Genomic DNA, 24,721 nt, shown 5'->3' with positions numbered 1-24,721 from the left:
CTTGGCGTGGAAAAATACGTGTATATGTTTTTGCACTTGTTCACGGTGTCGTATCCGTTGGCGCAGTCGTTTGAGCGGCGGATTACTTACTACCAAAAATGGCGGTTTTTGTGGCCTGCTATTGTGCTGACGGGTGCGTTTTTTATTGCTTGGGACGTGTATTTTGCGCACTTGGGCGTTTGGTCTTTCAACGACCGTTATTTGTTGGGTTACAGGCTGTTGGGCTTGCCCGTAGAAGAATGGTTGTTTTTTGTTACTGTGCCTTTTGCCTGCACGTTTATTTATGAGGTGCTGAATTATTTTATCCCCAAAGACATACTCAAGCCTTACGTTACGCCCGTCAATTGGGTGGTTGGCGTGGGGCTGCTGGTGTTGGCGGTCGTTTTTCGGGAAAAATTTTATACAAGCGTCAAATTTGGCCTCACGGGTGCGTTTATGTTGGGGCATTGGTGGGCATTCCGCGACCGCTATTTGGGACGATTTTACTTGGCTTATTTGGTTTCTTTGCTGCCTTTTTTGTTGGTGAATGGCGTGCTAACCTATTTGCCAGTAGTGAGTTACAATAACTCCGAAAATTTAGGCATTCGGATTTCTGACCTTACGGGCGTGGCCTTTTTCAACATTCCCATCGAAGACGTGGTTTATAATTTGCTGCTCCTAATGATGATTTTCACCATTTACGAAATGATGAAGGCGCGGCAGACAGCGAAAAGTTAATTATTAAATAAATCAAAAAAATGAACTGGCTTTTGTATATTTTCTTGTTTGTGGGAGCTTTCGTGGGTATGGAGGGCGTGGCGTGGTTTACGCACAAATACGTGATGCACGGGTTTATGTGGGTGTGGCACAAGTCGCATCATCACCCTTACGAAGGCGTTTTTGAACGTAACGATTTGTTTAGTGTTGTATTTAGTTTGCCTGCTATTGTGTGTATCGTGGTCGGTTTGGAATATCGCGAAAACTGGCTGTTTTTGGTGCCAATCGGGGCGGGAATTACGGGCTACGGTTTGTTTTATTTCCTGTTCCACGACATACTTGTACATCGGCGCGTAAAGCATAGTATTCGCCCCGAAAACAAGTATTTGCGGCGGCTGATTCGTGCCCACAAAATGCACCACAAACACACGCAAAAAGAAGAGGGCGAGGCTTTTGGCTTTTTGTTTGCCCCCAAAAAATACGAAGTGGATTAAACAGAAAAAAGCGTACTCAAACATATTATTGAGTACGCTTTTTTTTAAATTATTTCTCTGATAATCAGCTTATTTTCCCGTGAATACGGCTTTGCGTTTTTCGCGGAAAGCCGTAACGCCTTCTTTGTAGTCTTGGGTGTTGCCTGCGATGTCTTGGCAAAGGGCTTCGTAGTTAAGAATTTCTTCCAAAGCGGGCTGAATACTGCGATTAAGCATTTTTTTCATTAGACCAATGGCTTTGGTTGGAGCTTGGCGATAATATTCCGTGTATTCGGCTACGGCTTCGTCGAGGCCTGCGGCTGGCACCATTTTATTGACGATGCCCAAACGATGCGCTTCTGTTGCCGTGATTTTAGTACCTAATGTGCTGAGTTCAAAGGCTTTGTTGTAACCTACGAGGCGCGGCAAGAAAAACGAAGAACCCGAATCCAACACCAAACCGATATTGACAAAAATTTCAGAAAAAACAGCTTCTTCCGCCGAAACAATCAGGTCGCAGGCCAAAGCCAACGAGCAACCCGCACCCGCAGCCACGCCATTTACGCGGGCAATAATTGGTTTAGGCATTTCGCGCATAATGCGAATGATGGGGTTATAGCGGCGGTGCAATGAGTCGGCAAAAGATTTACCTTCGATGGACTCTTTCAGGTCTTGTCCCGAACAAAAAGCCTTGTTGCCTGCACCCGTCAGTACAATGACACGAACGTTATCGTCGATGGCGGCTTTTTTGAGGGCTTCTTGTAGTTCGTAACTAATTTTGGTATTGATCGCGTTATAAACTTCTGGTCTGTTGATGGTGATAGTACAAACTCCGTTAAGTTCTTGGTACAGCAAATGCTCAAACATTGTATTAATTTGGGTTTTAATAGTTGTTATAAAAAGAAACGACATGGCGCAATGTTAGGCCAGTGTTGCAATGTCGCGTTTGAAACGTTCAATTACAAATTCTTCGGCTTGGCTTGTACCGTCGTGGGCGGTTGCTACCTTTTCTACTACGCGCACGAAGCGGTCTTTCATGGGCTTGTCCACCAAATGTTTATATTTATTCAGCACAAACATTGCGTAGTTGTACGAATGTTCGATGGTTGGCATGAGGCTTTCTTCTAAGAGTTCGAAGCGGCTTTCGGCAACCCAAGCATCATCGCCAAGTTCTTTGTTGATAATGCCCATAAATGCTTCTTTTTCTGATGGTTGCAATTCTCCGTCCACCATCGCAATAGCATAAGCCAATACGGCAATGGCGCGGTATAATTCGTGTTTTTCGTGCATATTGTTTGCGTAGTAGATGACGTTGTGTGAGATTGTCGGAAAATTGAGAGGAAGCAAAGGTAAGCATACCAATATTTCAAACCAATAGCGAAAAATAAAAGAAAGGCACGTGGCGAGTCTCAAATGTATTCCTTGAAATCTGCTTTTAAAACCTCGTTGTCTCTGATAATCCAGCGTTTGAATGCCGTAAATTTGGAACTGGACCGAAGATGTCGGATAATTATTCCTTTTACTCTTTCTTTCTCATCGCTATCAAGCGTATCATCGTCAAAATCAAATAGCAAATCTCCAAAAAGTTTTATCTCTTTTAGTAAGTCGCTTCTCAAATTGGCAGCCTCTATTTGCTTTTGCTCTGTATCAATTCCATTATAAACTGCATTGAGTAAATGAGCAGTGTTTTGCACTTCTGGCGTATCTTCTAAGGCTGTAATTAATGCTTTTTCTTTTGGAAATGGTTTAATTTCGTACTTAATACGCGTATCAACGCCATGTTCTTTAATAGTACAATTCAAAATTGAATCGTAAATCGTTTTGGCTAATTTAGTATTGTTACAATGGCCGCAACAATAAAATAAATTATTCCAATCAAGTCTTAAATTTTTATCTCCTTTACGTGATTTAAAATGCTCTATGTTGATAGAAGTTGGTTCTTTTTGCTCGCATATGTAGCATTTATTTTTAAAATCTGCTTTTAATTGTGTTACAACTCCTTCACAATTATATGTACCTTTTTTTTTCGCTCTTTCGGCAGCAAGGCAGGGTGGTTCTGGTTGTGTTTTTTCGTGATAAACCATTATTTGCTATTTCTTTTTTAGGTTTTTTAACTCGATTTGTTGAAGTTTTACGGCTAACTCTTCTGAATAAAATTTAGGAATTTCCTTTAAATATCTTTTCAGAAAATACAACCTGTCTTCTTCATCTTCCGTCAAATTTTCCTTTTCTGATAAGGCTTCATATTCACTTATTTTATTTTTAAGTTCAGCAGAATATTTATCCGAATCGAAATAACTTTCTACAATGGCATCATACGAGTAGCCACTTAAATCAGTGGTTACAATTCGTTTTTCTAAATCGCAAATTACGGCATTTTCAACGGAGTTGAGGACAAACGGAGAGTGTGTTGTTACGATAAACTGAATCTTTGGGAAAAACGAGGTCAGGAATGGTAAAATCTTTTTTTGTAGCTCGATATGCAAATGTGTTTCTATTTCATCAATCAATACAATACCCTGAATATCATAGGCTTTTGCGTGGTGTTTTTCCATGCGCATAATTAGCTCTGTAATGATATTTAAAATAGCCGAATACCCATCTGAAAGCTGATTAAGGTTGTACGTTTTTTGATTTTCTTCAATAATATTAAAATTATAGGTTTTTCTATCAAATTGTAATTTTGCATTATCAAGCGAAAGTAATTGGAATAAATTATCTGTAAAATGACTAAACCATTTATCTATTTTCTGGACAACTTTCGTTTCATTTGCATCATTTGCAAATGCTCTATCTGCTTTCATATTTACAATATATTGAAGAAAATTATTTCCAGCACTTTCATTAATTTTATAAACAGGCTTTAAATCAATTATTTTAATACCAGAAGGCGAATTTAAATTATTACCTCTTTTTGCTCCAAAAAATGAAAATACACATTTTCCTTTTTGAAAATATTCTGTAATTGATAGTGAATTTTTGAATAATATATCTACTTTATATTTTTTATCATAAAGCTCTTTTAATCCTTCTAATCTATAAATTTCTTTAATAATGATTTTCTCACGCCGTTCATTTTCTGTATTAGCTTCTAATTCTACATATGCTGGGTGTATCTTTGATAAATCAAGGTTATTTTTGTATAATTCTTCCAATTCGTTGTTTACTGATTGTATTTTTTGTAACAATCGTTCATGAATAGTAGCTTCTAAATACTTCTTTAACTCATTTAAAAAAGTAGTTTTACCACTGCCATTTTTGCCCGTAATAATTAGGTGTTTTCTTTCTGTATCGGAAAGCGCAATACTAAAATCTTTAATATTGAGAAGTTCCTTTATTTCGATTTTTTCGATAAATATTTCTTCCATGATTGTTAATGAGGGTTGATTGTGCTTAAAAATAATAAAAAAAACTTATTCGTGGGTTTGCTCGCGGTGGCCAGCTACGGCGGCAGGCAGCCCAGCCACACCACCCGACACAATGAATTTCATAATGTCGGAGCTGTCCACGTCTATCGGCGCGACGTTGCGGGCAGGCACTACAAACAAATCGCCCGAAACCGCGTAAGCGTGCGGCAAATACACGGCCACTTTGTCCACTACGCCCAGCCGCGAAAGGTCTTGTTGCGTAATAAACCCAATTTTTTGTAGTTCGGCTTCGGGATTGAGCGTTACCAAAACGGCCTGATTAAATTTCTTTTCCTCGCCCACAAATGCCGAAATCAGGTCTTTGAGCGACGAATAAATGATTTTGACCAAAGGTAAACTATTGAGCAGCTTGTCGAACAACTGAAATACGCGCCGCGTCAGGAACGACGAACCCAAAAAGCCAAGAAACGTAAGTCCCGCAAAAATAATCAGCGTGCCAAGTCCCGTGAATTGGTCTTTGACGGGAATGAGGCCTTCCACCCACCGAAAAAACGACACAATTACATAGCCTGTTACGGCAATAGGCACAGCAAAAAGTAAGCCTTGTAGAAAATAACGCGCCGTCCTGTTGAAGATTTTGGTAAGCAATGGAGCCATAAAGGAATTGGGAGAAAAATAAACGTTTGATTTTGTAGCGCAAATAAAATATTTTTTGGGTAATAAAAATGCAAAGCCCTGCACCAATGCGGCGCAGGGCTTTGACTAATAATGTTTTATAAAAGAAAATTAGATAAGCATACCCGCCAACGTAGCCGACATATACGACGCTAATGTTCCGCAAATCAAGGCCCTAAAACCGAGCATCGCCAAATCTTTGCGGCGAGATGGCGCAAGCTCTCCAATACCGCCAACTTGTATGGCAATACTGCTGAAATTGGCAAAACCGCACAACGCAAAACTCACGATAGCCAATGTTTTTGGGTGCAAAGTGTCTTTCATTTTGGCCAAATCTAAGTAAGCCACAAACTCATTTACCACCATTTTAGTACCCATCAGCGAGCCTGCCGCTTGTATGTCTTGCGACGGCACGCCCATTGCCCAAGCAAAACCCGAAAACAAATAACCCAACATCAGGTTCAGGCTCAATTGTGGCAAACCAATTTTGCTACCCACAAAAGCCAACATAAAGTCTATCAGGGCAATGAAAGCAATAAAACCGATAAGCATCGCCACCACGTTTAGGGCTACGCGCAAACCGTCCGAAGCACCATGCGAAATGGCATCTACCAAGTTGGCGTGCGACTTGCTCACTTCCAATTTTACTTGGCCTTTGGTTTCGGATTCTTCCGTTTCGGGATACACGATTTTGGAAATAACCAACGCACCAGGCGCAGCCATCAAACTCGCTGCGATAAGGTATTCGGCAGGTACGCCCAAGGCAATGTACACGGCCATTACGCCCCCCGCGATACAGGCCATACTGCCCGCCATCGAAGCCAAAAGTTCGGATTTGGTCATGGTAGCCAAATACGGCTTAATCATGATTTGGGCTTCCACTTGTCCCACAAAAACACTGGCCACGTTAGAAAGTGCCTCGCTACCGCTCACGCGCATGACGGCGTGTACCAGACGAGCAATCCACGAAACCAAAATTTGCATCAGGCCAATGTGATACGCCACACTTACCAACACGGCCACAAAAATAATGGTCGGCGTAATTTTGAAGAAAAAGACAAAATCGTTGCCAACGCCAAAGGCTTTTTCCATGTGGGATTTGTTCACCAAAGCCCCAAACACGAAATCCGCGCCTTTGTTAGAAAGGTCGAGTATTTCGGTGATTTTCGCGCCCAAATACTGAAATATCTGTTGGCCGATAGGCACTTTCAGGATGAAAATTGCCAAAACTAATTGCACTGCAAGTCCAGTCCCTACCAAGCGGTAGTTAATGGCCTTTCGGTTGTTGGACATGGCAAAGGCAATGCCCAAAATCAAAATAATACCAATGATGCCTGTAAATTTTTCCAATGGTGTAATCAGGATTTAAGATAATACGCTTGTGAACAAATATGATTAGGTTGGATAAAAGCACGATATAACGCAACGCATTGCTTCTAACACCGCAATTAAATCACTTCACCCCAAAAAACAAAGGTCTGCATTAAACTTGTGGGTTTGGGCATCATACGCGAAAAGGATTTTTTAGAGGAAAATATAGAGTTCCAATAGAAGTAATAAAGTGCTTTGTTGTAACTTTTGGGCATTGTTAGGGTAAATACCCCACAGCATCATAAGCCCCTATAGATTATCAAGAATACCTAATACATGCTTAGCGCAATAATAGGCCATAATACAGAAAATATAAGTTTATTTTCTATGAAAAGTATTAATTATTGTACTAGATTGCGGCTCATTTGTATTAGAACCGAATTACTTACTACTATATCTTATTACAACTCTTTTTTATATTTATATTCTTTAAAACTAAAACGTCATCTTTATGACAAAAACCAATCAAATCCAAGATGGGTGTATTATGTTATGCCCCCCCCCCCGCAGACAATTATTTGCCTGTAAAGTCTCATTTTCAAAAATTTAAATCAAAAATTCCTTTTATGCGAAAAATTACAATGTTGCTGTTGCTGTGTATGGCAATGGCCGTAAGTGTTTATGCTCAAACCTCTGGCACAGCCATTTATGGCGTGGTGAAAGATGAATGTGAAAATACTTATTCAGCAGGAACGTTTTATGTGAAGTTGTTCAAGCAAAACCCTGCTACTTTATCGTACGATTTTTATAGTAATTTGCCTTCTATTGGTTCTAACGGCCAATTTACCATTGCAGCAAATTCGTTGCCTGATGGAGCATTTCAGTATAAAATAGTGGCCAGTAGCACAGATGAGGTAGCTTCGTCACTAGCTAATAATTTTTTTACTGTAAGCGTTGGTAGCGCAACAATGTCATCATATGATTTTAATCCTTTTATAACAATTCTTTCGCATTCTGTAGCGGCAGAGTATCCATATGAATATTTGGTTTGTGATAATGGAATGTTTCCTGCACAAATAACGACCAATCTTACCATACCAGCTTGGCAGGCTCCTGTTAGTTCCTATACTGTTACAATACAATACTCCAATAACCAACAGGTGAACTATTATCTAACAGGGCCTTTACCTACGACTATAAATTTTAATCAGGCACCATACAATTTTACGAATGAGCCTGGCAGCAACTATTTGGCTTATATAAATTTCCCGAATAATTGTGGTTTTTGGAATAATGGTATGGCTATACTGCGTACTTCTATAAAGCAAGCAGATGCTCCTGTTTTTCCTTTGGATCAAACATGTGATTTTGTTGAATTGAAAACAACAGGAAACGCATATTATACAGGCTTTCAGTGGTATAATGATGGCGTAGCTATCAATGGTGCCACTACCGAACAATATACAGCGACCCAAAGCGGCCACTATACAGTAGCTTGTACAACGGCTACGGGTTGTATCGTAACTTCTGCGCCTTATACAGTGGATTTGTCGCCTATCTCAGCTACCATGACTTTGTCTAACACTGTTGCTTGTTCTTCTACGCCATTTGCAGCCAGTGCCACCAATGTAGCGGGTTATAGCTATGCATGGACAGTAACCAACGCCAACGGCACGACATCTACTTATACGGGTGCGAGTCCAAGCCTGAGTTTTGCAGGAGTCGGCAACGCCCAAGTAAAATTAGTGATTACGAATACACAGGGCTGCACGAAGGAGTTTACGCAAACCGTAAATGTACTGGATTGCTGCGGTTTTGATTTAAGCCAATTTACGGTATTAGGTTCGGCGGGTACTAACACTACTTATACGTCATTGCCGACTTCGCCTACTAATAAGTATTTGGTAGCTGGTGATATTACACTGAATCTATCAGGAACTACTACACTTACCTCCACTGAGTTTAGAGTAGTGGGGGTAGCAACCCAAACACCTATTACTGGTGGTGATCCTAGCCCGATTGAAATTTCACAACCTTATGGCCCTGCAGAGAAACTGAATCGTTCTGTAACTGGTTCGTATATTACGCTGGCAAGTGGTACGCTTGTATTGGAAGGCTGTACACTTCGGGCTGCTTGTAACACGATGTGGGGTGGCATCATTGTAAAAGGAACAGGTCTTTTAAAAACAAGAAGTAGCACAGGAAAGGACAATAACCCTTCTACTAATGCTGGTACAAATGCAATTATTAGAGATAGTTATAGTGGATTGGTGCTAAAAAATGGGATGTTAGCAGATATTTGTCGTACATCTTTCTTGAATAACCTGAAAAGTATTCAATTTGCTGGTACAGAAGGATTTAGGCTATACTATGGGGGTAATATCAATAATCGAACGATTAAAAATAATATTTTTGATAGTGAACAAGAATTTATGTTATTCCCATATAACAATGCAGGGTTCTATACGCATACCCATATTGGAAATAATGACAGTGTCTATGTCTATACAGCAAGTACTTCATTTAGCTCTAATTTATTCCGCAATGCGTTGTATGGTATTCGTTTTACGAATCATGATTATAAAATATATTATCCTTCCTCTGATTCAAAAACTTTTTATTATACTGATTGTGTTTTTCAGAACAATAAAATAGCGGCGGTTTGGCATACCAACGGACAGATTGAAAGTGCAATAGCAATTACAGATGGATATTCTTACACAACCCAATATGGTGTAAATATTCATATAGGTAATTATGGATCTTGTTATCTGCCAACCAACTACGAGGGTACTATTCAAATCCGTGCGGAACGTCAGAAAATTGGTATGCAAAGTATAGTGAAAGGTGTTGGGAATGAGGCTACTCTTATGGATTATGGGAATGTGTTTGGTATTTATGCCTCTAATACAACTAACTATGATTATACAGATAAGTTTAGAAGTCTAACAATTACTGGCTCAAGCGCAACGCAAATTGAATATGGAGGCGAGTGGACTTTCAGAGAGACAGGTTATTATGGTCATAATATGGGTTGTAACTTCGTTATTAATACGACCATAGCAGCAACTGATACAGGTGAGTATAGAGGGGCTCATTATTTTACCAACCTCCGTAATGGCATCCTTTTAGAAGGTACAAAAGGCTCTTATGTGATTAACAATGTGGTCTTTACCAACAACCTAACAGGTATCCATATCAACCGCACAGATGCCAGCAATGTGAGTTTGGGTATTCGCTGCAACGACTTTGTGAGTACGACCAGCCTTGCCCGCACAGGTATCCGTTTGCAAGGGAATATGAAAGTAAACCATGACTTTATTAACAATGTATCTACTTTAGGGGGCTGCGAAGACCCTTCAAATAATGGCGTAAATATCCCTAACGGCAATGAGGTGCGTAATCTGAGGTCTCATAGTAATCTTGTTTTTCCCACGAACTTTACCTTTATTAATAGCTCTTTAGCGTCTGATATTGAGTACAGAAGATATAAAAATGAGAATGTACAAGATGTAGGTAGTACAAGCAGTGTAGCTGGGACTTCAGTTTCCTTCCCTGAATGTAGCAACCTAACTGCAACCAATAGCACCTGCCGCACAGCAGCGGGTATTCTTAACCGCCAAGCAGCACCATCATCAGTACAGGCCACTTTGGGGAACAGTGCCCCTAATCCTGCTGCCTACGAAACGCAAATAGGCTACACATTACCCGAAGAGGCGGTAGGTAAAGCCCAAATCGTGGTGTACGCGCCAGTTTCGGGCAAGGCGGTCTTTACCCAAACCTTACAAGAAACCGAAGGCAACGTAACCGTAAACTTGAGCCGTTTGGCCTCTGGTATTTATCCGTATGTGCTATTGCTGGACGGCAAAGTAGTCCAAAGCCGTAAGTTAGCGGTGATTAAATAATTTCATTCAAAACCAACGACTCAACCCCACCCGACCTCCTCACTGGGGAGTGGTACTTGAAGTCCTCCCTTCGGGGAGGATTTAGGTGGGGTTGTTTTTAATCTTCACCATCTCATGAAAAAACTAATCCTTCTTTTCTTACTGCTCAGTAGCTATGTATTTAGCTATGGGCAAGGCACATTGGTCTGGGAAAATACCTACCCTTTGCCCAAATCTCAAAGCATTCGTACGGCCACATTAAGCCCGAGTAAACGTTTTTGGGTAGGCGTTTCAGATTATGCCTATTGCCTTAACCCAACTACCAATACCTATACTCGTACTACAGAAATATTAGCCTTTAAAGACAGTAACGGCGACACACTTTGGCATCAGAACTTTGTGAATTATTATCAGGAATCAGAAGGTTGGGGAGTAACTCCAGCTCTCAATGGCAATTATTGGGCAATTGTTTTTTTTAGACAAGCGACATTACCAGAGGACACGCATGGCATCGGGGTATTTTTGGTGGATAGCTTGGGGCAAATCTTGGAGCATCGCGAATTTATGAAAGGCTGTGTTGGTATCAGGTGTGAAGGTGTGTATCCACAGCCCGATGGCGGTTTTGTCATCGCAGGAGGAGTGGAAAAAGTGTTAAGTAATTGCTTTGATTGGGATTTGATGGCCATGCGTGTAGATGGTTCAGGCAATTTGGTATGGCAACAAATCTATACGATGCCAGGCAATCAAGGTATTCTCTCTACGGGTTTGTATCCGAACAATCGTTTATGTATAGATTACAATGAAGATTTTTTTGATAATAATCGAATGTTGTACATAGACTTACCGAGCGGCCTCATTTTAGAGAAGAAAAATATATTTGTGATGGACAATATGGCTCTAGCCGCTTGGCCATTACGTGACGGGGGCTTTATTGTAAAGGGAGCATTGGATACTTCGGGAACGGGTAGTGGTTATTTAACCTATATCTCGCGTACAGATGCAAATTTTAATACAATATGGTCTCGTTTTGATACTGCTGGGGGGTATATCCGTGCCATTGAAGCCCGCGATACCTCTGTGATTATGATGGGTCAAAAAAATGTTACCATTCCTAATGTAGGCAGTTATAAGGCGGTATTTATGGCGAAAGTAAAGTTAGGCACAGGCCAAGAGCTTTGGCGTAAATATTTTGCAGAGCCTAATCCCGCGCCAGATATTAATCCCGCAGATGTTGGTTCTCAGCCTCTTGATTTGATAGTAACCGAAAATAATGATTTGATGGCGGTGGGAGTAAAATATGGCGACTATTACATGGCCAAATACACAGGCGTAGCGGATTTTTTGCAGCCTTCCGATTATTGTTCGGATAGTTTGCAGGCGAATTTTACAGGTTCTTGGGTAGGCGATACTTTGCGGCTCTATAACACTTCCAATTCGGGCATGGCCTTGCAAGATAGCGTGGACTGCCAATGGCTAATTGGTGGCAGCACGGTAAGTATCGACACGGCCATCAATATGCAGATTAGCCCTTCGGCACACCCTAACGGCTTGCCTGTTACGCTCGTGATTACGAATTTTTGGGGTTGTAAGGATACGCTCACAGCGATTGTTACGCCGCAAGGCATTGTAGGCAATAAGCCCGTACAGAAAGGCGTGTTTGTGGGTGAGGCTTACCCAAACCCAGCCAGCAACAGCGTAAGTGTAAACTACGGTTTGCCTTCGGCTTGTAAGTCGGCGGTGGTACGCATGAGCGAAGTCGGGACAGGCAAAGTGCTAATTGAACAAGAAATGTCCCTCACAGGCGATACGTTGCGGCTGAACACTGCGCCATTGGCGGCAGGAATGTATGTGTTGCAAGTCTATGCCGACGGTGCGCCGCTTGGTGTGCGGAAAGTGTCGGTAGTGAAATAAACAGCTGATTTGTATGTTTTTCGGGGTCGTGGTGCGGGGTTGTGCCACGACTTTTTGTTTTTATTTCAAAAATGTTTCGGCTTTGAAATGTATTGCCTTTTGGGGAATAATTGCTTTTTTGCAAATAGATTTTCCTTTTCAAAAATTATTCTATTCCCAAAATGTCAGTAACTCTTCGCACCAAATTGCCACAAGTTGGCACAACCATTTTTAGTGTTATGTCCGCGTTGGCGGCTCAATACGAGGCCATTAACTTATCGCAAGGATTCCCCAATTTTCCGTGCGATGCCTATTTGCTCGAATTGCTCAACAAGTACGCCCGCAGCGGCCAAAACCAATACGCGCATACTTTCGGTGTGCCTGCTCTGCGGCAAGCCATCGCCCAAATGGTGGCCACGCAATACGCTGCCATTTATAATCCTGATACCGAAATTACGATTACGTCGGGGGCAACCGAAGCTCTTTATGCGGCCATTACGGCCATTGTGCGCCCAACAGATGAAGTAATTGTGTTAGAGCCGTGTTATGACAGCTATGTGCCCGCCATCGAACTCAACGGTGGCAAACCAGTTTTTGTGGCTTTGCAAGCTCCAGATTTCAGGCCAGATTGGGCGCAAATTCGTGCCGCGATTACCCCAAAAACACGCGCCATTATTCTAAACACGCCCCACAACCCGACGGGCTACGTCTGGACACCGTCCGACATGGATACGCTCGCCGCTTTGGTTGCAGATACGGACATTATTATTATCAGTGATGAAGTGTACGAGTTTATGAGTTTCGACGAAAGGCCGCATTTGTCCGTGAGCCGCTACGAAGCCTTGCGCGAAAGGGCTTTTATTGTTTCTTCTTTCGGAAAAACATTCCACACGACGGGCTGGAAAGTCGGCTATTGCCTCGCGCCAGAGGCTTTTAGTGCGGAGTTTCGGAAAATCCACCAGTACCTTACTTTTTCTACGCATACGCCCACGCAATACGCCATTGCCGAATATATGCAAGAACCGACGCGCTACACGCAGTTGGCCAGTTTTTACCAACAAAAACGAGACAAATTTGTAGGCTTGTTGCAAGGCTCGGCCTTCGGAATTATTCCCACACAAGGCACTTATTTTCAGCTACTTAATTATGAAAAAATAAGCCAAGAATCCGACACGGTTTTGGCCGAAAAATTCGTAAAAGAAATCGGGGTGGCGGCCATTCCTGTTTCGGTATTTTATCACAACAAACAACAAGATAAGGTCTTGCGTTTTTGTTTTGCCAAAGATGATGAAACCTTAGAAAAAGCCGCCGAGCGTTTGCGCCAATTGCCCCAAAGGTTTTAGATTGGGGCTTGCTTTCTGCAAAAATGATAGATAACTTTAGTATTTTCGTGAATTATTAGGCAAAACGAATATGAGTAAAACGACAAACTCGCTGAAAACCTGCATTTTGGCTCTAATGGCGGCATGGCCTGCCCTGAGCTTCGGACAAGTGCCAAGTCCTGCGCCTGCGCAATCCAAACCACTTTTGTTGGTGGGCGCGACCATTCACACGGCTACGGGACGCGTAGTCGAAAATGGGCTAATGGGTTTTGAAAATGGCCGCCTGACGGTGATTGCCGACGCGATTCAGACATCCGAAAAAGCCAAATATGAGATTGTAGATGTAACAGGCAAACATATTTACCCAGGTCTTATCGTGCCCAATACTACACTGGGGCTTTCGGAAATTGAGGCCGTACGCGCTACACTGGATTTTCGGGAAGTGGGCGCAGTGAACCCGCACGTAAGGGCTTTAATTGCCTATAACACAGACTCTGACATTACGCCAACCGTGCGCAGCAATGGCGTTTTGATGGCGCAAGTTACGCCGCGTGGCGGGTTGGTTTCGGGGCAGTCGTCTATCGTGCAGCTCGACGCGTGGAACTGGGAAGATGCCACTTACAAAGCCGACGACGGCATACACATCAACTGGCCTGCGTCTTTTCGCAGAACGGGTTGGTGGGCAGAACCAGGGGGCGTGGAACAAAATAAAGTTCATGATAAAAATGTAGCCGAACTCAGCCAATTGTTTGATGATGCCATTTCTTATAAAAACCAAAAAGAGGTTGTCAAAAATCTAAAATTGGCGGCCATGCAAGGGCTTTTTGATGGCTCAAAAACATTGTTTGTACACACGGACGCAGCCAAAGACATCATGGAAGCGGTTCGGTTTGCGAAAGGAAAACAAGTAAAGAAAATCGTGTTGGTGGGCGGCTCTCAATCCTATCAAATCACTGATTTTCTGAAAGATAACAAAGTAGCAGTGGTTATTAATCGTATGCACCGCTTGCCCGAATCCGACGACGAAGACGTTTATTTGCCTTACAAATTGCCGTCGTTGTTGCAAAAAGCAGGCGTTTTGTATTGCATAGACATGGAAGGCAACCAAGAAGCCAGCGAAGCGCGTAACTTGCCGTTTCAGGCGGGAACGGCTACCGCGTTTGGTTTGGAAAAAGAAGAAGCATTGGCCGCTATCAGCCTGAACACTGCCAAAGTGTTGGGCATTGATGCGCGTGTCGGTAGCTTGGAGGCGGGCAAAGATGCTACGTTTTTGGTGTGCGATGGCGATTTGCTCGACGTGCGTACCAACAATGTGGTACAGGCTTACATTCAAGGCCGCCAAATTGATTTGAGCAACAAACAAAAAGCATTGTTCAAGAAATTTTCGGACAAATACGCCAAATAATTTTTGGTAAGCATAAAATTGACATCACACACGTTGTTTTTTATATAATACTTCAAAAACACTTTTATCTTGCTCATTATTAGCTACTTATGTTTGAACCATCATTGCCGTTAGCCGAACGAATGCGCCCGTATTCGTTGGAGCAGTTTACGGGACAGGCGCATCTTGTGGGCGAAAATGGCGTATTACGTCGTGTGATTAGTAGTGGTATTGTGCCGTCTATGATTTTCTGGGGGCCTCCTGGCGTGGGTAAAACCACGCTGGCCAACATCATCGCGGCACAAGTAAAAATGCCGTTTCAGATGCTCAGTGCCGTGAGTACGGGCGTGAAAGACGTGCGCGAAGTGATAGAGCGTGCCAAGCAGACGGGCAAACGCACGATTTTGTTTATTGACGAAATTCATCATTTCAATAAAAGCCAACAAGATGCGTTGCTGGCAGCCGTCGAGAAAGGCCAAATTACGCTCATTGGCGCAACCACCGAAAACCCTTCGTTTGAAGTGAATGCGGCGTTGCTTTCGCGTTGTCAAGTCTATGTCTTAGAAGCACTTACCGAAGAAAATTTGCTGGAACTTTTGCGCCAAGCCATTGCCCAAGACAAGTGGTTACAACAATTTACTATTCACCTGAAAGAAACTGATAAATTGCTGTTGCTGTCGGGTGGAGATGCGCGTAAGTTACTGAATTTGTTTGAGTTGGTGGTTGAAATGTCCGACGTGGGCAGCACCGTAGAAATTACGGACGAGTTGGTGCAACACGTAGCCCAAACCCAAACGGCGCGTTACGACAAAGTCGGCGAACAGCACTACGACATTGCGTCGGCGTTTATTAAATCGTTGCGCGGCTCAGACCCCAACGCGGCGGTTTATTGGTTGGCGCGTATGCTCGAAGGGGGCGAAAATCTCAAATTTATTGCCCGCCGAATGCTGATTATGGCTTCCGAAGACATCGGCAACGCCAACCCAACGGCCATGATTTTGGCGAATAATTGCTTTCAGGCGGTGGCGGCTGTGGGCTACCCAGAAGCCGAAATTATTTTGTCGCAAACGGCTGTGTATCTGGCTTGTTCGGCCAAAAGTAACGCCTCGTACATGGCCATCAAGACGGCGCGGCAACTCGTGCGCCAAACGGGAGATTTGCCTGTGCCCTTGCATTTGCGCAACGCGCCTACGAATCTGATGAAGCAGCAAGGTTATGGCAAAAATTACGAGTATTCGCACAATTACGAAAATCATTTTTCGGTGCAACAATACTTACCCGATGCTATTTCCTACAAAAAATTGTATGAACCAGCCAACAACCCGCGCGAAAACGAAATGCGAATGCAATTGCGCAAACTTTGGAACGATAAATACGGATATTAAAATATAATTTATTTAAGAAAATTTCAAAATGAAAAAATTGCCATTACTCTCTATTGTCGTGTTTGTGTTCGGGATTTTTATGTCGTTGGTGTACGTGGGCGTGGGCTTGTTTTTTGTGTTTTCGCCCAAGGCGGCCAAGCTGATTGCCGCACCTTATCATTGGGTTTTTGCGGGGTTGCTGATGCTCTACGGTTTAGGGCGTTTGTTCCGCAGTTATCAGAAATATAAAGAAAATAAACTATTATAATCAAGTGCTTATCTGCTCTGAATGCGTAACTTGCGCCGCACCCTGACTTATTTTTTACCGCGATGAAAATAGAAGCATATTTAGTTGCCGAGCAGATTAACATACGAAAATTTAAGGCAGATTTTACGGCAAAGCCTTTCTCAAATAGTAGCTTTGAGCTTTATTATGTACAAGAACATGGCAAATATGTACACGTGTTCAATTACGGAACGGTCGTTTTTGTGAACTATAACGACATAGAAAAAAGTGATTTTTTGAAGTTTCTGCGTTCCTACACCGAAAAGCCCGTGGAAACCGAATTTAAGGAAGATTTAATCATAGAAATTACACCAGAAGCAAAGCCTACGTTTGGGTACAGTTCTTTGCGACTTCCGTCGGTGGACGAAAATATCGTGCGTATCATTATGCTCAATATTGCGCAGTCGGTGGCGATGGACTTTTACGAAACTTTAGGAAACCAAATCTTAGAAAGTACCAAGAAGTTTACGGAAGATTTGGAACAACATGGTCGTATTAAAATTTCTCAAAAAAATCTAATAAAATTTATTGGTAAAACGCTCAATATCAAGAATAGTATCTTTGATAATTTATATATTTTTAACTCGCCAGACTTGACTTGGGAAAACGAATATTTGGAAAAAGTAGATAACAATCTCAAAGAAATGTTTGATATTAAAACGCGTTTTCGGGAGCTGGATTATGAGCTAAAAATCGTGGAAGATAACCTACGTTTGTTTACCGAACTTTCACAAAATCGGGAAAGTTCGCGACTAGAATGGATTGTTATTTTATTGATTCTGATTGAAGTAATAGACTTGATTATCAGTAAATTACTGTAATATATTTTTTGAAAAACAATAAAATGTTGTGTTATTTTCAATAAACTAAACAAAACCAAAGAAAAATAGATTGCTTATTGGTAGTATTTGGTATAATGATTTGTATAAAAAACTTGTTTAATTGTCGAATTATGGCAAAAAATATTACATTTGTAGGCTACTGACTGAGGTTAAATAGCCTTAGGCGGATAGACTCACATTAGAATCCGTTATCAACCCAATATTGCGATTCGAGATTATGCAAAAATACTATTACTTACTGAGTTTGTTTTTGTGGGGAATGATCGGTGCGGCATCAGCGCAAGTAGGTTATCGGTTAGAAATGAGACCAAAGGTTTCGCAAAATGCTGATACACTGTTTGTTGATGTGTTTTCATTGCGCACAACTGCAACTACTTTTACATTCGGAAACTCTAACTTTTTGATCAATATAAATCCTGCTCAACTCGATACGGCGCGTAGCGTGGGAGGGATGGGCATTAGTGTACAAGGTCGTTGGAGTAATAACACTGCACAAGGGGGCGATGCTACACAATATTTGCCGATGCTTTTGGGGCGTAGTCCGCAAGCCAATTTTGTAAACTTACAGATTCGCCAACGCACTGGCACTGGTCTTTCGGGCATCGAAGTTCCCACAGATTCGGCATTGATTGCCCGTATTTTTTTCAAAATCAAGGATTGTAAGGCTACTGCCGCGCTGCAATGGCGCGTAGGCCAACAAGGCGTGGGGGCTATCAACAATTTTCAAAATCAAAGTATTTATTCGGGAGCAACTTTTATAAACCCTGCACCAACCTTGCTGCATCGTGCGGCGACTGTTCCGAATGTTACTTTTTCAGTTACGCAATCGTCGGTGGCTTTTGCTTGGCAAAACCAACAAAATATTTTGCTTTACCAAATGAATGTAAACGGTGGCGGTTGGCAAAATGTAACGCCTTCTGCTTTGGATACGGCTTATAATGTTACGGGGTTATCTGGTGGTCAAACAATTACGTTTCAGGCGCGGGCCATCGTCCCTTGCGATACGGTTACCTCGTCATTGGTAAGTGCTACTACTACGGCAGGTTGTACGACATTACCGCCAGCTCCGACGGGTATTAATAACACGGTTTGTGGTTCGGGGACTGTCGTCCTGACAGTGGCCAGTGCAGCCACAGAATATCGTTGGTACACCGCAGGCGGTACGCTGATTGCAGGTGCGACAGGCGCGACTTACACTACGCCATTACTCACCACAACTACCAGTTATTTGGTTTCTGCGGTGGTTGGCGGATGCGAAAGTTCCGACCGCACGATGGTAACGGCTTTTGTCTCGCCGATTCCTGCTGTACCTACCGCCCTGACTGGTTCGACAAATGTCTGTGTGGGCAGTAGCCAAACCTATACTGTTACTACGCCGACGCTGGGAGCAAGCTATGAATGGAAAGTAGAAAATGGCACAGTGCTATCTGGAGGCATTAATTCAGTAGATGTACTTTGGCCTGCAACGGTTGGGACGGGAATTATTTCAGTAAAAGAAATATCAAGTGTTGGTTGTAAGTCAGTGGATAGCTTGGTAACGAACGTTACAATTTCGCAAGGCATGACTTTGGCTGCCAATATTCCTGATTCGGTGGTAGTGGGTCAAACGATTCAACTTTCGGTAACAGCACCTGATGCCGATGAATATTCTTGGTATTTTACAGATGACGAAACGCGTAATACAGGTACTGTTATTACACATACCTTCAACCAAGAAGGCGGCTTTTCTATTACCCTGAAAGGCAAGAAATTAGGAGGATGCGAAGATTCTTTGCGCAAAAATATTTTGGTCAAACGCGTACAAGTTATTTATGTACCAAATGCTTTTTCTCCCAAAGCCAACAGCCAAGAAAACAAAACCTTGAAAGTTTACGCGTATGGCGTGAGCAATACTAACTTTTTATTTGAGGTATATAATCGTTGGGGGGAAATGGTTTATAAAACAGCCAATTTTGACGAAATAAATCAAAGCGGTTGGAACGGTGGCGACCAAGAATTGGGCGTTTACACCTACATTTTGAAAGGACTTTTTAGTAATGGGCAAGTAATTGACCAAACAGGAACTATCACGCTTATCCGATAATCTATGAAATTAACCATTACCAAACGATTTTTTAGGATAGTCAGTTGTGCGGTGGCAGCGGCTTTGCTATGGACACAAAGTCCTTTGCAGGCACAAGATTTACATTTTTCGCAATACAATACCGTACCACTTTATACCAATCCTGCGTTGGCAGGCCATGAACAAGACCTTACTTTTTCGGGTAATTACCGCACGCAGTGGAAAAGCGTCAATTCCGCGTTCACTACCTTGCAACTTACGGCCATTTATCCGCTGTACTGGAAAGGCAAACGTGATGGACACTACGGCGGCATCGGGGCGAGTGTGTTTAGTGATGTGGCTGGCCAATACAAAAATTTTAAAACTACTGCATTCAACGTTTCGGCGGCTTATAATCTGAATCTTTCCGAAGATAAATATCACAGGCTTTCGTATGGGCTGCAAGTGGGTTTTATTCAAAAAGCCATCAATTTTGACAATCTGCGTTGGGGCGAAAGTTACAATGCTTTTATGGGTTACGACCCTTCCATTCCTGTTTCGGAAGATCAGTACCAAGACACCAAAATTTATCCTGACGTAACGGCGGGGGCGGTGTGGTTTTATAACCCCATGCGTAATTATTTGCTCAAAGGTTTTAGTGCCAATTCGGGCATTTCTGTCGCGCATATCAACATGCCAAATCAGTCTCCTGTAGATGGCGTGAAAGACAAATTACCGATTTTGTTCAAATATCATGGCGGTTTGGAATGGAGTATTTACAAAAATACGGTGTTTTCTCCCAACGTCCTTTTGATGAAACAAGGCGTTGACCAACAGATAAATGTGGGCGGATATTTTGGTTATATGCTTTGGAACAGATATAAAAATTTGAGCAATAACAAAATCAGAACCTCCATACACGTGGGCGTTTGGTATCGTGTGGAAGACTCCTTTATTTATTCCATCAATATCCGTAACAATCATTTTAATTTTGGTTTTAGCTACGATATGAACCGCTCTAACCTGTATCGCAATGCAGGTACGACGGGAGCTTACGAGGTTTCTTTGGCCATTAAAAAATACGATCCCAAGAAACGAAAGCGTAAACGTTTCTCATCTCCTTTGTACTAAACCTTGAAAGTGTTATAACACAGACACATACTAACCTTAGTTGAACATCAAGAACGTGAGGCAGACAACTTTACATAGAATCAGATATAACATATTTTTGGTCGCAGCATTTTTATTAATATGCTGCTTGCCAACGGCTTACGTGCAGGCGCAAGCCAAGCAAGATTTGGAGGATTACTTAGAAGTAGCCGACGAACTTTTTGCACAAGAAAATTTTGACGAAGCAAAATTGTACTACGAAAAAGCCGCCAAACATTATCAGTACGACGGTTATTCGGCTTTTAAATTAGCGGAATGTTATAACAAACTTTACGACTATCCGAAGGCAAGCGAATGGTACGGCAAAGCTTACGACCGCGAAGGCGCGAAGTTTCCGCAGGCTCTTTTGATGAAGGCTTCCATTCTGAAGATGGACGGCAAATACGAAGAGGCGAAAAAGACTTTAGAGCGTTTTGAGGTGGATTACAAACCCGAAAAACCAGAAGATACGATGTTGGTGCGCCGCGCCATTATTGAAGATGAGGGCGTGCAAATGGCTTTGGAAAAACCGCCAGCCGCGCAACTCACCGACTATGAGTTTAAGCCATTGAGTAACGTAATCAATAGTAAATATCCTGAATTTGCGGCGGTTATTTACGACGCAGACAGTACCATTGTGGTTACCTCGCACAATCCAGCCTCGCAAGGCCGCAACATAGATCCGCGTTTGGGAATGCCTTTTAGTGATAATATGCGTTATGAACTAAAGGGCGGCACTTGGCGCGAAATGAAGAAAAACGACAATTTTAACGTGATCAATACCATTATCAATGATGGGGCAGGGGTTTTTAACAAAGACCGCACGAAATATTATTACACCAGTTGTTTTGAAGGAAATGGCGAATGTATGATTTATGTTTCTTCGCTCGTAAAAGGAAAATGGCAAAAGCCTGTCAAACTCAATACCAATATTAACAAACCCAATTGCGAAAACAAGCACCCAGCTTTGTCGGCGACAGGCGACACGCTGTTTTTTGTCTCCACGCGCGAGGGAGGCTTGGGTATGAACGATATTTGGTACAGTACCAGCACAGGCGGTAACGATACTTGGACAGCTCCCGTAAACATGGGCGACAAGGTGAACACGCCTTTTGAGGAGATGTCTCCGTTTTATTTCAGCGACAAAAACGCACTGTTTTTCTCTTCTCGCGGCTTTAAGGGTTTAGGCGGCTTGGATATTTATATGTACGCCATGGACGGCACAAACAAGCTGATTAATTTGGGCAAGCCGTTCAACTCGCCACGCGATGATTTTTACTTTGTAATGGGCGGAAAATATGGCTATATGTCTTCTAACCGCACGGGCGACGGCTCTAACTACGACATTTATACGTTCCGCACCGACAACAAACGTGAGCTTTTGGCTTCTTTGGAGCAAGAAGGCCTGACCGATGTAGTTGTAACAGCTTCTGCAAGCAAAAAACGATATTCAGACGACGATCTCGCCTTGCAAAGCAGTCAAGCCTTTCAGCAACTGACCCCAGAACAACAAAGCCAAATTTTGCGGTTTATGGCGGCCAAAGTGGCTGCTACTAACTACGCGGGTGATGCGGCAGGCTTGGAAGAAAAGGATAAATTTTTCTATGAAAAACTTCCTGCTGAAGAAAAAGCGCGTTTAGACCGCTACGGGTTGTATAAAGTGGTACAAAGCTATTATGCCGCTGACCCTGACCTAAAAGCAAAGGACGAAGAGTATTTGACCAGCCTGCCTTTAGAAGACCAAGCGCGTTTGGAACGCTTGATTATGTCGCAGATTGCCAAGTTATTAGAAGAAAAAGATCAACCTCTCAAAGCCAAAGACCGTTTGTTTTTGGAGAAGCAATCTATTGAAGCGAAAAATGCCATTGACCGCATGACACGCTACCGCAATTTCCGTAACATTTACATACACGACCCATCGTTGCAGGCCGAAGACGAGGCATTTTACAAAAACTTGCCCGCAGATGTTCGCAATGCGGTGGATCGAATGGCCAAATCTCGCAACGGCGATAAAATCTACGCGCTTACGCCTGCTCTCAAAGAGCAAGACGACCGTTTTTATAGCAATTTGACTTTAGAGGAAAGAAATAAAATAGACCGTATTATTGCCTTCAAGCTCATGGAAGAGGCCTACGCCAAAGACCCAACCTTGAAGCTAAAAGACAAGTTGTATTATGATAAACTTTCGCCCGAAGAACGCGCCAGCGTGGATAGAATCATTGCGGCTCGTATCTCAAATGTGCAGTATCAGAAAGACGTAAATTTGAGAGAGAAGGAAAAAGATTATTACACAAAATTGCCGCAAAGTGAAAAGAACCGCATCGAACGCATGGCCGCTATGCGTCTGATGACGTTGGTGTACGACGATGGTACAATTAATTTACTTAATGCTGATTTGCTTCATTATCAAGAGCTTCCGACCGAACAACGTTTGGCTGTGGAGCGTTGGGCGGCAGCACGTGCAGGCAAATATTTCTATGGAGATAATGATGCTTTGCTCAAAGAAGATGAGTTGGTATATCAGAATTTGCCACCGAATATACGCGAGTTGGTGGACAAGCTTATCGAAAGTCGTTTGGCGGGCAAATACAAAAATGAAGACACCAAAATTAAGGCGAAAGACCGCGTAACTTATCGCAAAATGGCTCCCGAAGAACGCGACCAAGTGGCGCGTATCGTGGACGCAATGGCCAAACGTAATGCCCACGACGATGATTTGAAGTTAAAAGAAAAAGATAATTTCTATTATCAAAACCTTGATGCTGAGGCAAAAGAAGAGCTGGAAAGAAGCGTAGCCAATCGTTTGGCCAATATGCGAGCCGCCGATGATTTGCAACTCAAAGAGAAAAACGATTTTAATTATCGCGGACTTTCTGCCGAAGAAAAAGCACGCATAGACCGCATCATTGAGGCGCGTTTGGGGCATGGCGTGTATGGCAATGATGAGTTGCTTAAAAAAGAAGATGATTTGTATTACAAAAACTTGCCTTACAGCAGCAAAACGGCCATTAACAAAATGATTGCGCATCGCAGGTCGGGCAAGAAAACGGTGGTGGATGATTTGGCACTTTCCGAGAAAGACAAGTTTTATTATCAGCAACTCGAAGCCGAAGACCGCAAACGCATAGACCGCATCATTGAGTCTTTGTTGGGACACAATGTCTATAGCCGCGACCCTGCGCTGAAAGAAGAAGACGAGCAGTTTTACAAAAATCTTTCTCCCGAACAGAAAGCAAGTATAGATGCGATTGTAGCGGCTCGCCGCAAGGCTACGGCCAAGAAAGGCGAAGACCTCACGGCTGGTTTGCTCGAAAAAGACAAAAATTATTATTACTCGCTTTCGCCAGAGGAAAAGGAACGACTTAACCGCATGGTGCAGGAGCGTTTGGGCAAAGATGTTTATGAAGGCGATAAAGCACATTTCAAGAAAGGCGATGATTTGTATTATAAAAACCTGACACCAGAAGCCAAAGCTGCTATGGACAACATCATCAATACCCGCACAGCGACCAAATTGGTATTGAGCGATGGCGAGTTACGGGCTGGTCACTATCACGGCGAACCCGCCATGATGGGACGCGTGTTTTTTGATGCCAACCAAACCAATATTCGGGTAGATGGTTACAAATTCTTAGATCATTTGGCCACGCACCTAAAGCAGCACCCCGAAAAACGTCTGTATATTTTGGCGCATAGTGATAGTTTCGGTAACGACGATTACAACTTGGAACTTTCCAAAAAACGTGCGAAAAACGCCAAAGAATACCTCACCAAACGCGGTGTAAAAACCACGATCGTGATGCCCGAAGGTAAAGGGGAAGCCTTCCCGCTCATGCCAAATACGACGGCTTACGGGCGTAAAATGAACCGCCGCGCGGAGTTTTATGTAGTGGATAAGTAGAAGATTATGAGAGTATTACAAAAAAGCTCTTATGGATTTCAGAAATCTATAAGAGCTTTTTTGTGCAGAAATAAAGAGCCTTTGACTTGGTAGTAAAAAGTGTTGGTGTGGGAATAAATGCCGTGGGCGCGACAT

18 protein-coding genes are annotated in these 24,721 nt (G+C 42.7%); 12 read left to right on the top strand and 6 right to left on the bottom strand.

Translation table 11 applies throughout. The features are described from left to right. Positions 1 to 6: 6 nt before the first annotated feature. Together BM090_RS06040 and BM090_RS06035 are read left to right on the top strand one after the other, a co-directional pair. Complete coding sequence (locus tag BM090_RS06040) at positions 7 to 717, top strand: lycopene cyclase domain-containing protein (protein ID WP_091509186.1); 711 nt, start codon at positions 7 to 9, stop codon at positions 715 to 717. Between the two features lie 20 nt (positions 718 to 737). Then, positions 738 to 1,190, top strand: coding sequence for a sterol desaturase family protein (locus tag BM090_RS06035; protein ID WP_091509182.1), 453 nt, complete (start codon positions 738 to 740; stop codon positions 1,188 to 1,190). Positions 1,191 to 1,259: 69 nt separating this feature from the next. Here BM090_RS06035 and BM090_RS06030 read toward each other — a convergent pair whose 3' ends face one another. From BM090_RS06030 to BM090_RS06005, 6 genes are all read right to left on the bottom strand, one after another. Beyond that, positions 1,260 to 2,036 carry an enoyl-CoA hydratase/isomerase family protein gene (locus BM090_RS06030; RefSeq protein ID WP_091509178.1) on the bottom strand — a complete coding sequence of 259 codons (777 nt, stop codon included), beginning with the start codon at positions 2,034 to 2,036 and terminating at the stop codon, positions 1,260 to 1,262. 54 nt (positions 2,037 to 2,090) lie between these two features. Next, complete coding sequence (locus BM090_RS06025; protein WP_143083887.1) at positions 2,091 to 2,459, bottom strand: TerB family tellurite resistance protein; 369 nt, start codon at positions 2,457 to 2,459, stop codon at positions 2,091 to 2,093. Between the two features lie 119 nt (positions 2,460 to 2,578). Further along, positions 2,579 to 3,253: an HNH endonuclease family protein gene (locus BM090_RS06020; RefSeq protein ID WP_091509170.1), complete on the bottom strand. Its 675-nt coding sequence runs from the start codon at positions 3,251 to 3,253 to the stop codon at positions 2,579 to 2,581. Between the two features lie 6 nt (positions 3,254 to 3,259). Then, the gene (locus BM090_RS06015) at positions 3,260 to 4,537 is read right to left on the bottom strand and encodes an AAA family ATPase (protein WP_091509167.1); all 1,278 of its coding nucleotides are present in this window, start codon (positions 4,535 to 4,537) and stop codon (positions 3,260 to 3,262) included. A 45-nt stretch (positions 4,538 to 4,582) separates the two neighbouring features. After that, the gene (locus tag BM090_RS06010; protein WP_091509163.1) at positions 4,583 to 5,194 is read right to left on the bottom strand and encodes a DUF502 domain-containing protein; all 612 of its coding nucleotides are present in this window, start codon (positions 5,192 to 5,194) and stop codon (positions 4,583 to 4,585) included. 129 nt (positions 5,195 to 5,323) lie between these two features. Continuing rightward, a complete protein-coding gene (locus BM090_RS06005; protein ID WP_091509160.1) occupies positions 5,324 to 6,562 on the bottom strand; it encodes a NupC/NupG family nucleoside CNT transporter in 1,239 nt (412 codons plus the stop codon). Between the two features lie 587 nt (positions 6,563 to 7,149). Between BM090_RS06005 and BM090_RS06000 the strand changes: the two genes are divergently transcribed. The 10 genes from BM090_RS06000 to BM090_RS05955 all read left to right on the top strand — a co-directional run bounded on the left by BM090_RS06000 (position 7,150) and on the right by BM090_RS05955 (position 24,586). Beyond that, on the top strand, positions 7,150 to 10,428 hold the full coding sequence (locus BM090_RS06000; protein ID WP_143083886.1) for a T9SS type A sorting domain-containing protein: 3,279 nt from the start codon (positions 7,150 to 7,152) through the stop codon (positions 10,426 to 10,428). A 114-nt stretch (positions 10,429 to 10,542) separates the two neighbouring features. After that, positions 10,543 to 12,318 carry a T9SS type A sorting domain-containing protein gene (locus BM090_RS05995; protein WP_091509153.1) on the top strand — a complete coding sequence of 592 codons (1,776 nt, stop codon included), beginning with the start codon at positions 10,543 to 10,545 and terminating at the stop codon, positions 12,316 to 12,318. A 161-nt stretch (positions 12,319 to 12,479) separates the two neighbouring features. Further along, entirely contained in the window at positions 12,480 to 13,640 is a 1,161-nt protein-coding gene (locus BM090_RS05990; RefSeq protein ID WP_091509151.1) for a methionine aminotransferase, read from the top strand. Positions 13,641 to 13,710: 70 nt separating this feature from the next. Continuing rightward, positions 13,711 to 15,024: an amidohydrolase family protein gene (locus BM090_RS05985; RefSeq protein ID WP_091509145.1), complete on the top strand. Its 1,314-nt coding sequence runs from the start codon at positions 13,711 to 13,713 to the stop codon at positions 15,022 to 15,024. A gap of 89 nt (positions 15,025 to 15,113) precedes the next feature. Then, complete coding sequence (locus BM090_RS05980; protein ID WP_091509142.1) at positions 15,114 to 16,388, top strand: replication-associated recombination protein A; 1,275 nt, start codon at positions 15,114 to 15,116, stop codon at positions 16,386 to 16,388. 28 nt (positions 16,389 to 16,416) lie between these two features. Beyond that, complete coding sequence (locus BM090_RS05975) at positions 16,417 to 16,635, top strand: hypothetical protein (RefSeq protein WP_091509138.1); 219 nt, start codon at positions 16,417 to 16,419, stop codon at positions 16,633 to 16,635. A gap of 62 nt (positions 16,636 to 16,697) precedes the next feature. Next, positions 16,698 to 17,474, top strand: a complete 777-nt coding sequence (locus tag BM090_RS05970) for an RMD1 family protein (RefSeq protein WP_091509134.1) — start codon at positions 16,698 to 16,700, stop codon at positions 17,472 to 17,474. A gap of 238 nt (positions 17,475 to 17,712) precedes the next feature. Beyond that, complete coding sequence (locus BM090_RS05965) at positions 17,713 to 19,578, top strand: Ig-like domain-containing protein (RefSeq protein WP_091509131.1); 1,866 nt, start codon at positions 17,713 to 17,715, stop codon at positions 19,576 to 19,578. Between the two features lie 3 nt (positions 19,579 to 19,581). After that, on the top strand, positions 19,582 to 20,667 hold the full coding sequence (locus BM090_RS05960; protein ID WP_091509127.1) for a PorP/SprF family type IX secretion system membrane protein: 1,086 nt from the start codon (positions 19,582 to 19,584) through the stop codon (positions 20,665 to 20,667). Between the two features lie 97 nt (positions 20,668 to 20,764). Next, a complete protein-coding gene (locus BM090_RS05955; RefSeq protein WP_143083885.1) occupies positions 20,765 to 24,586 on the top strand; it encodes an OmpA family protein in 3,822 nt (1,273 codons plus the stop codon). The last annotated feature ends 135 nt before the right edge of the window (positions 24,587 to 24,721 follow it).

The organism is Flexibacter flexilis DSM 6793 (assembly GCF_900112255.1).
Taxonomy (GTDB): Bacteria; Bacteroidota; Bacteroidia; order Cytophagales; family Flexibacteraceae; genus Flexibacter; species Flexibacter flexilis.
Note: the sequence above shows the minus strand (reverse complement) of the source record. Positions and strands in the feature narration are given on the sequence as shown.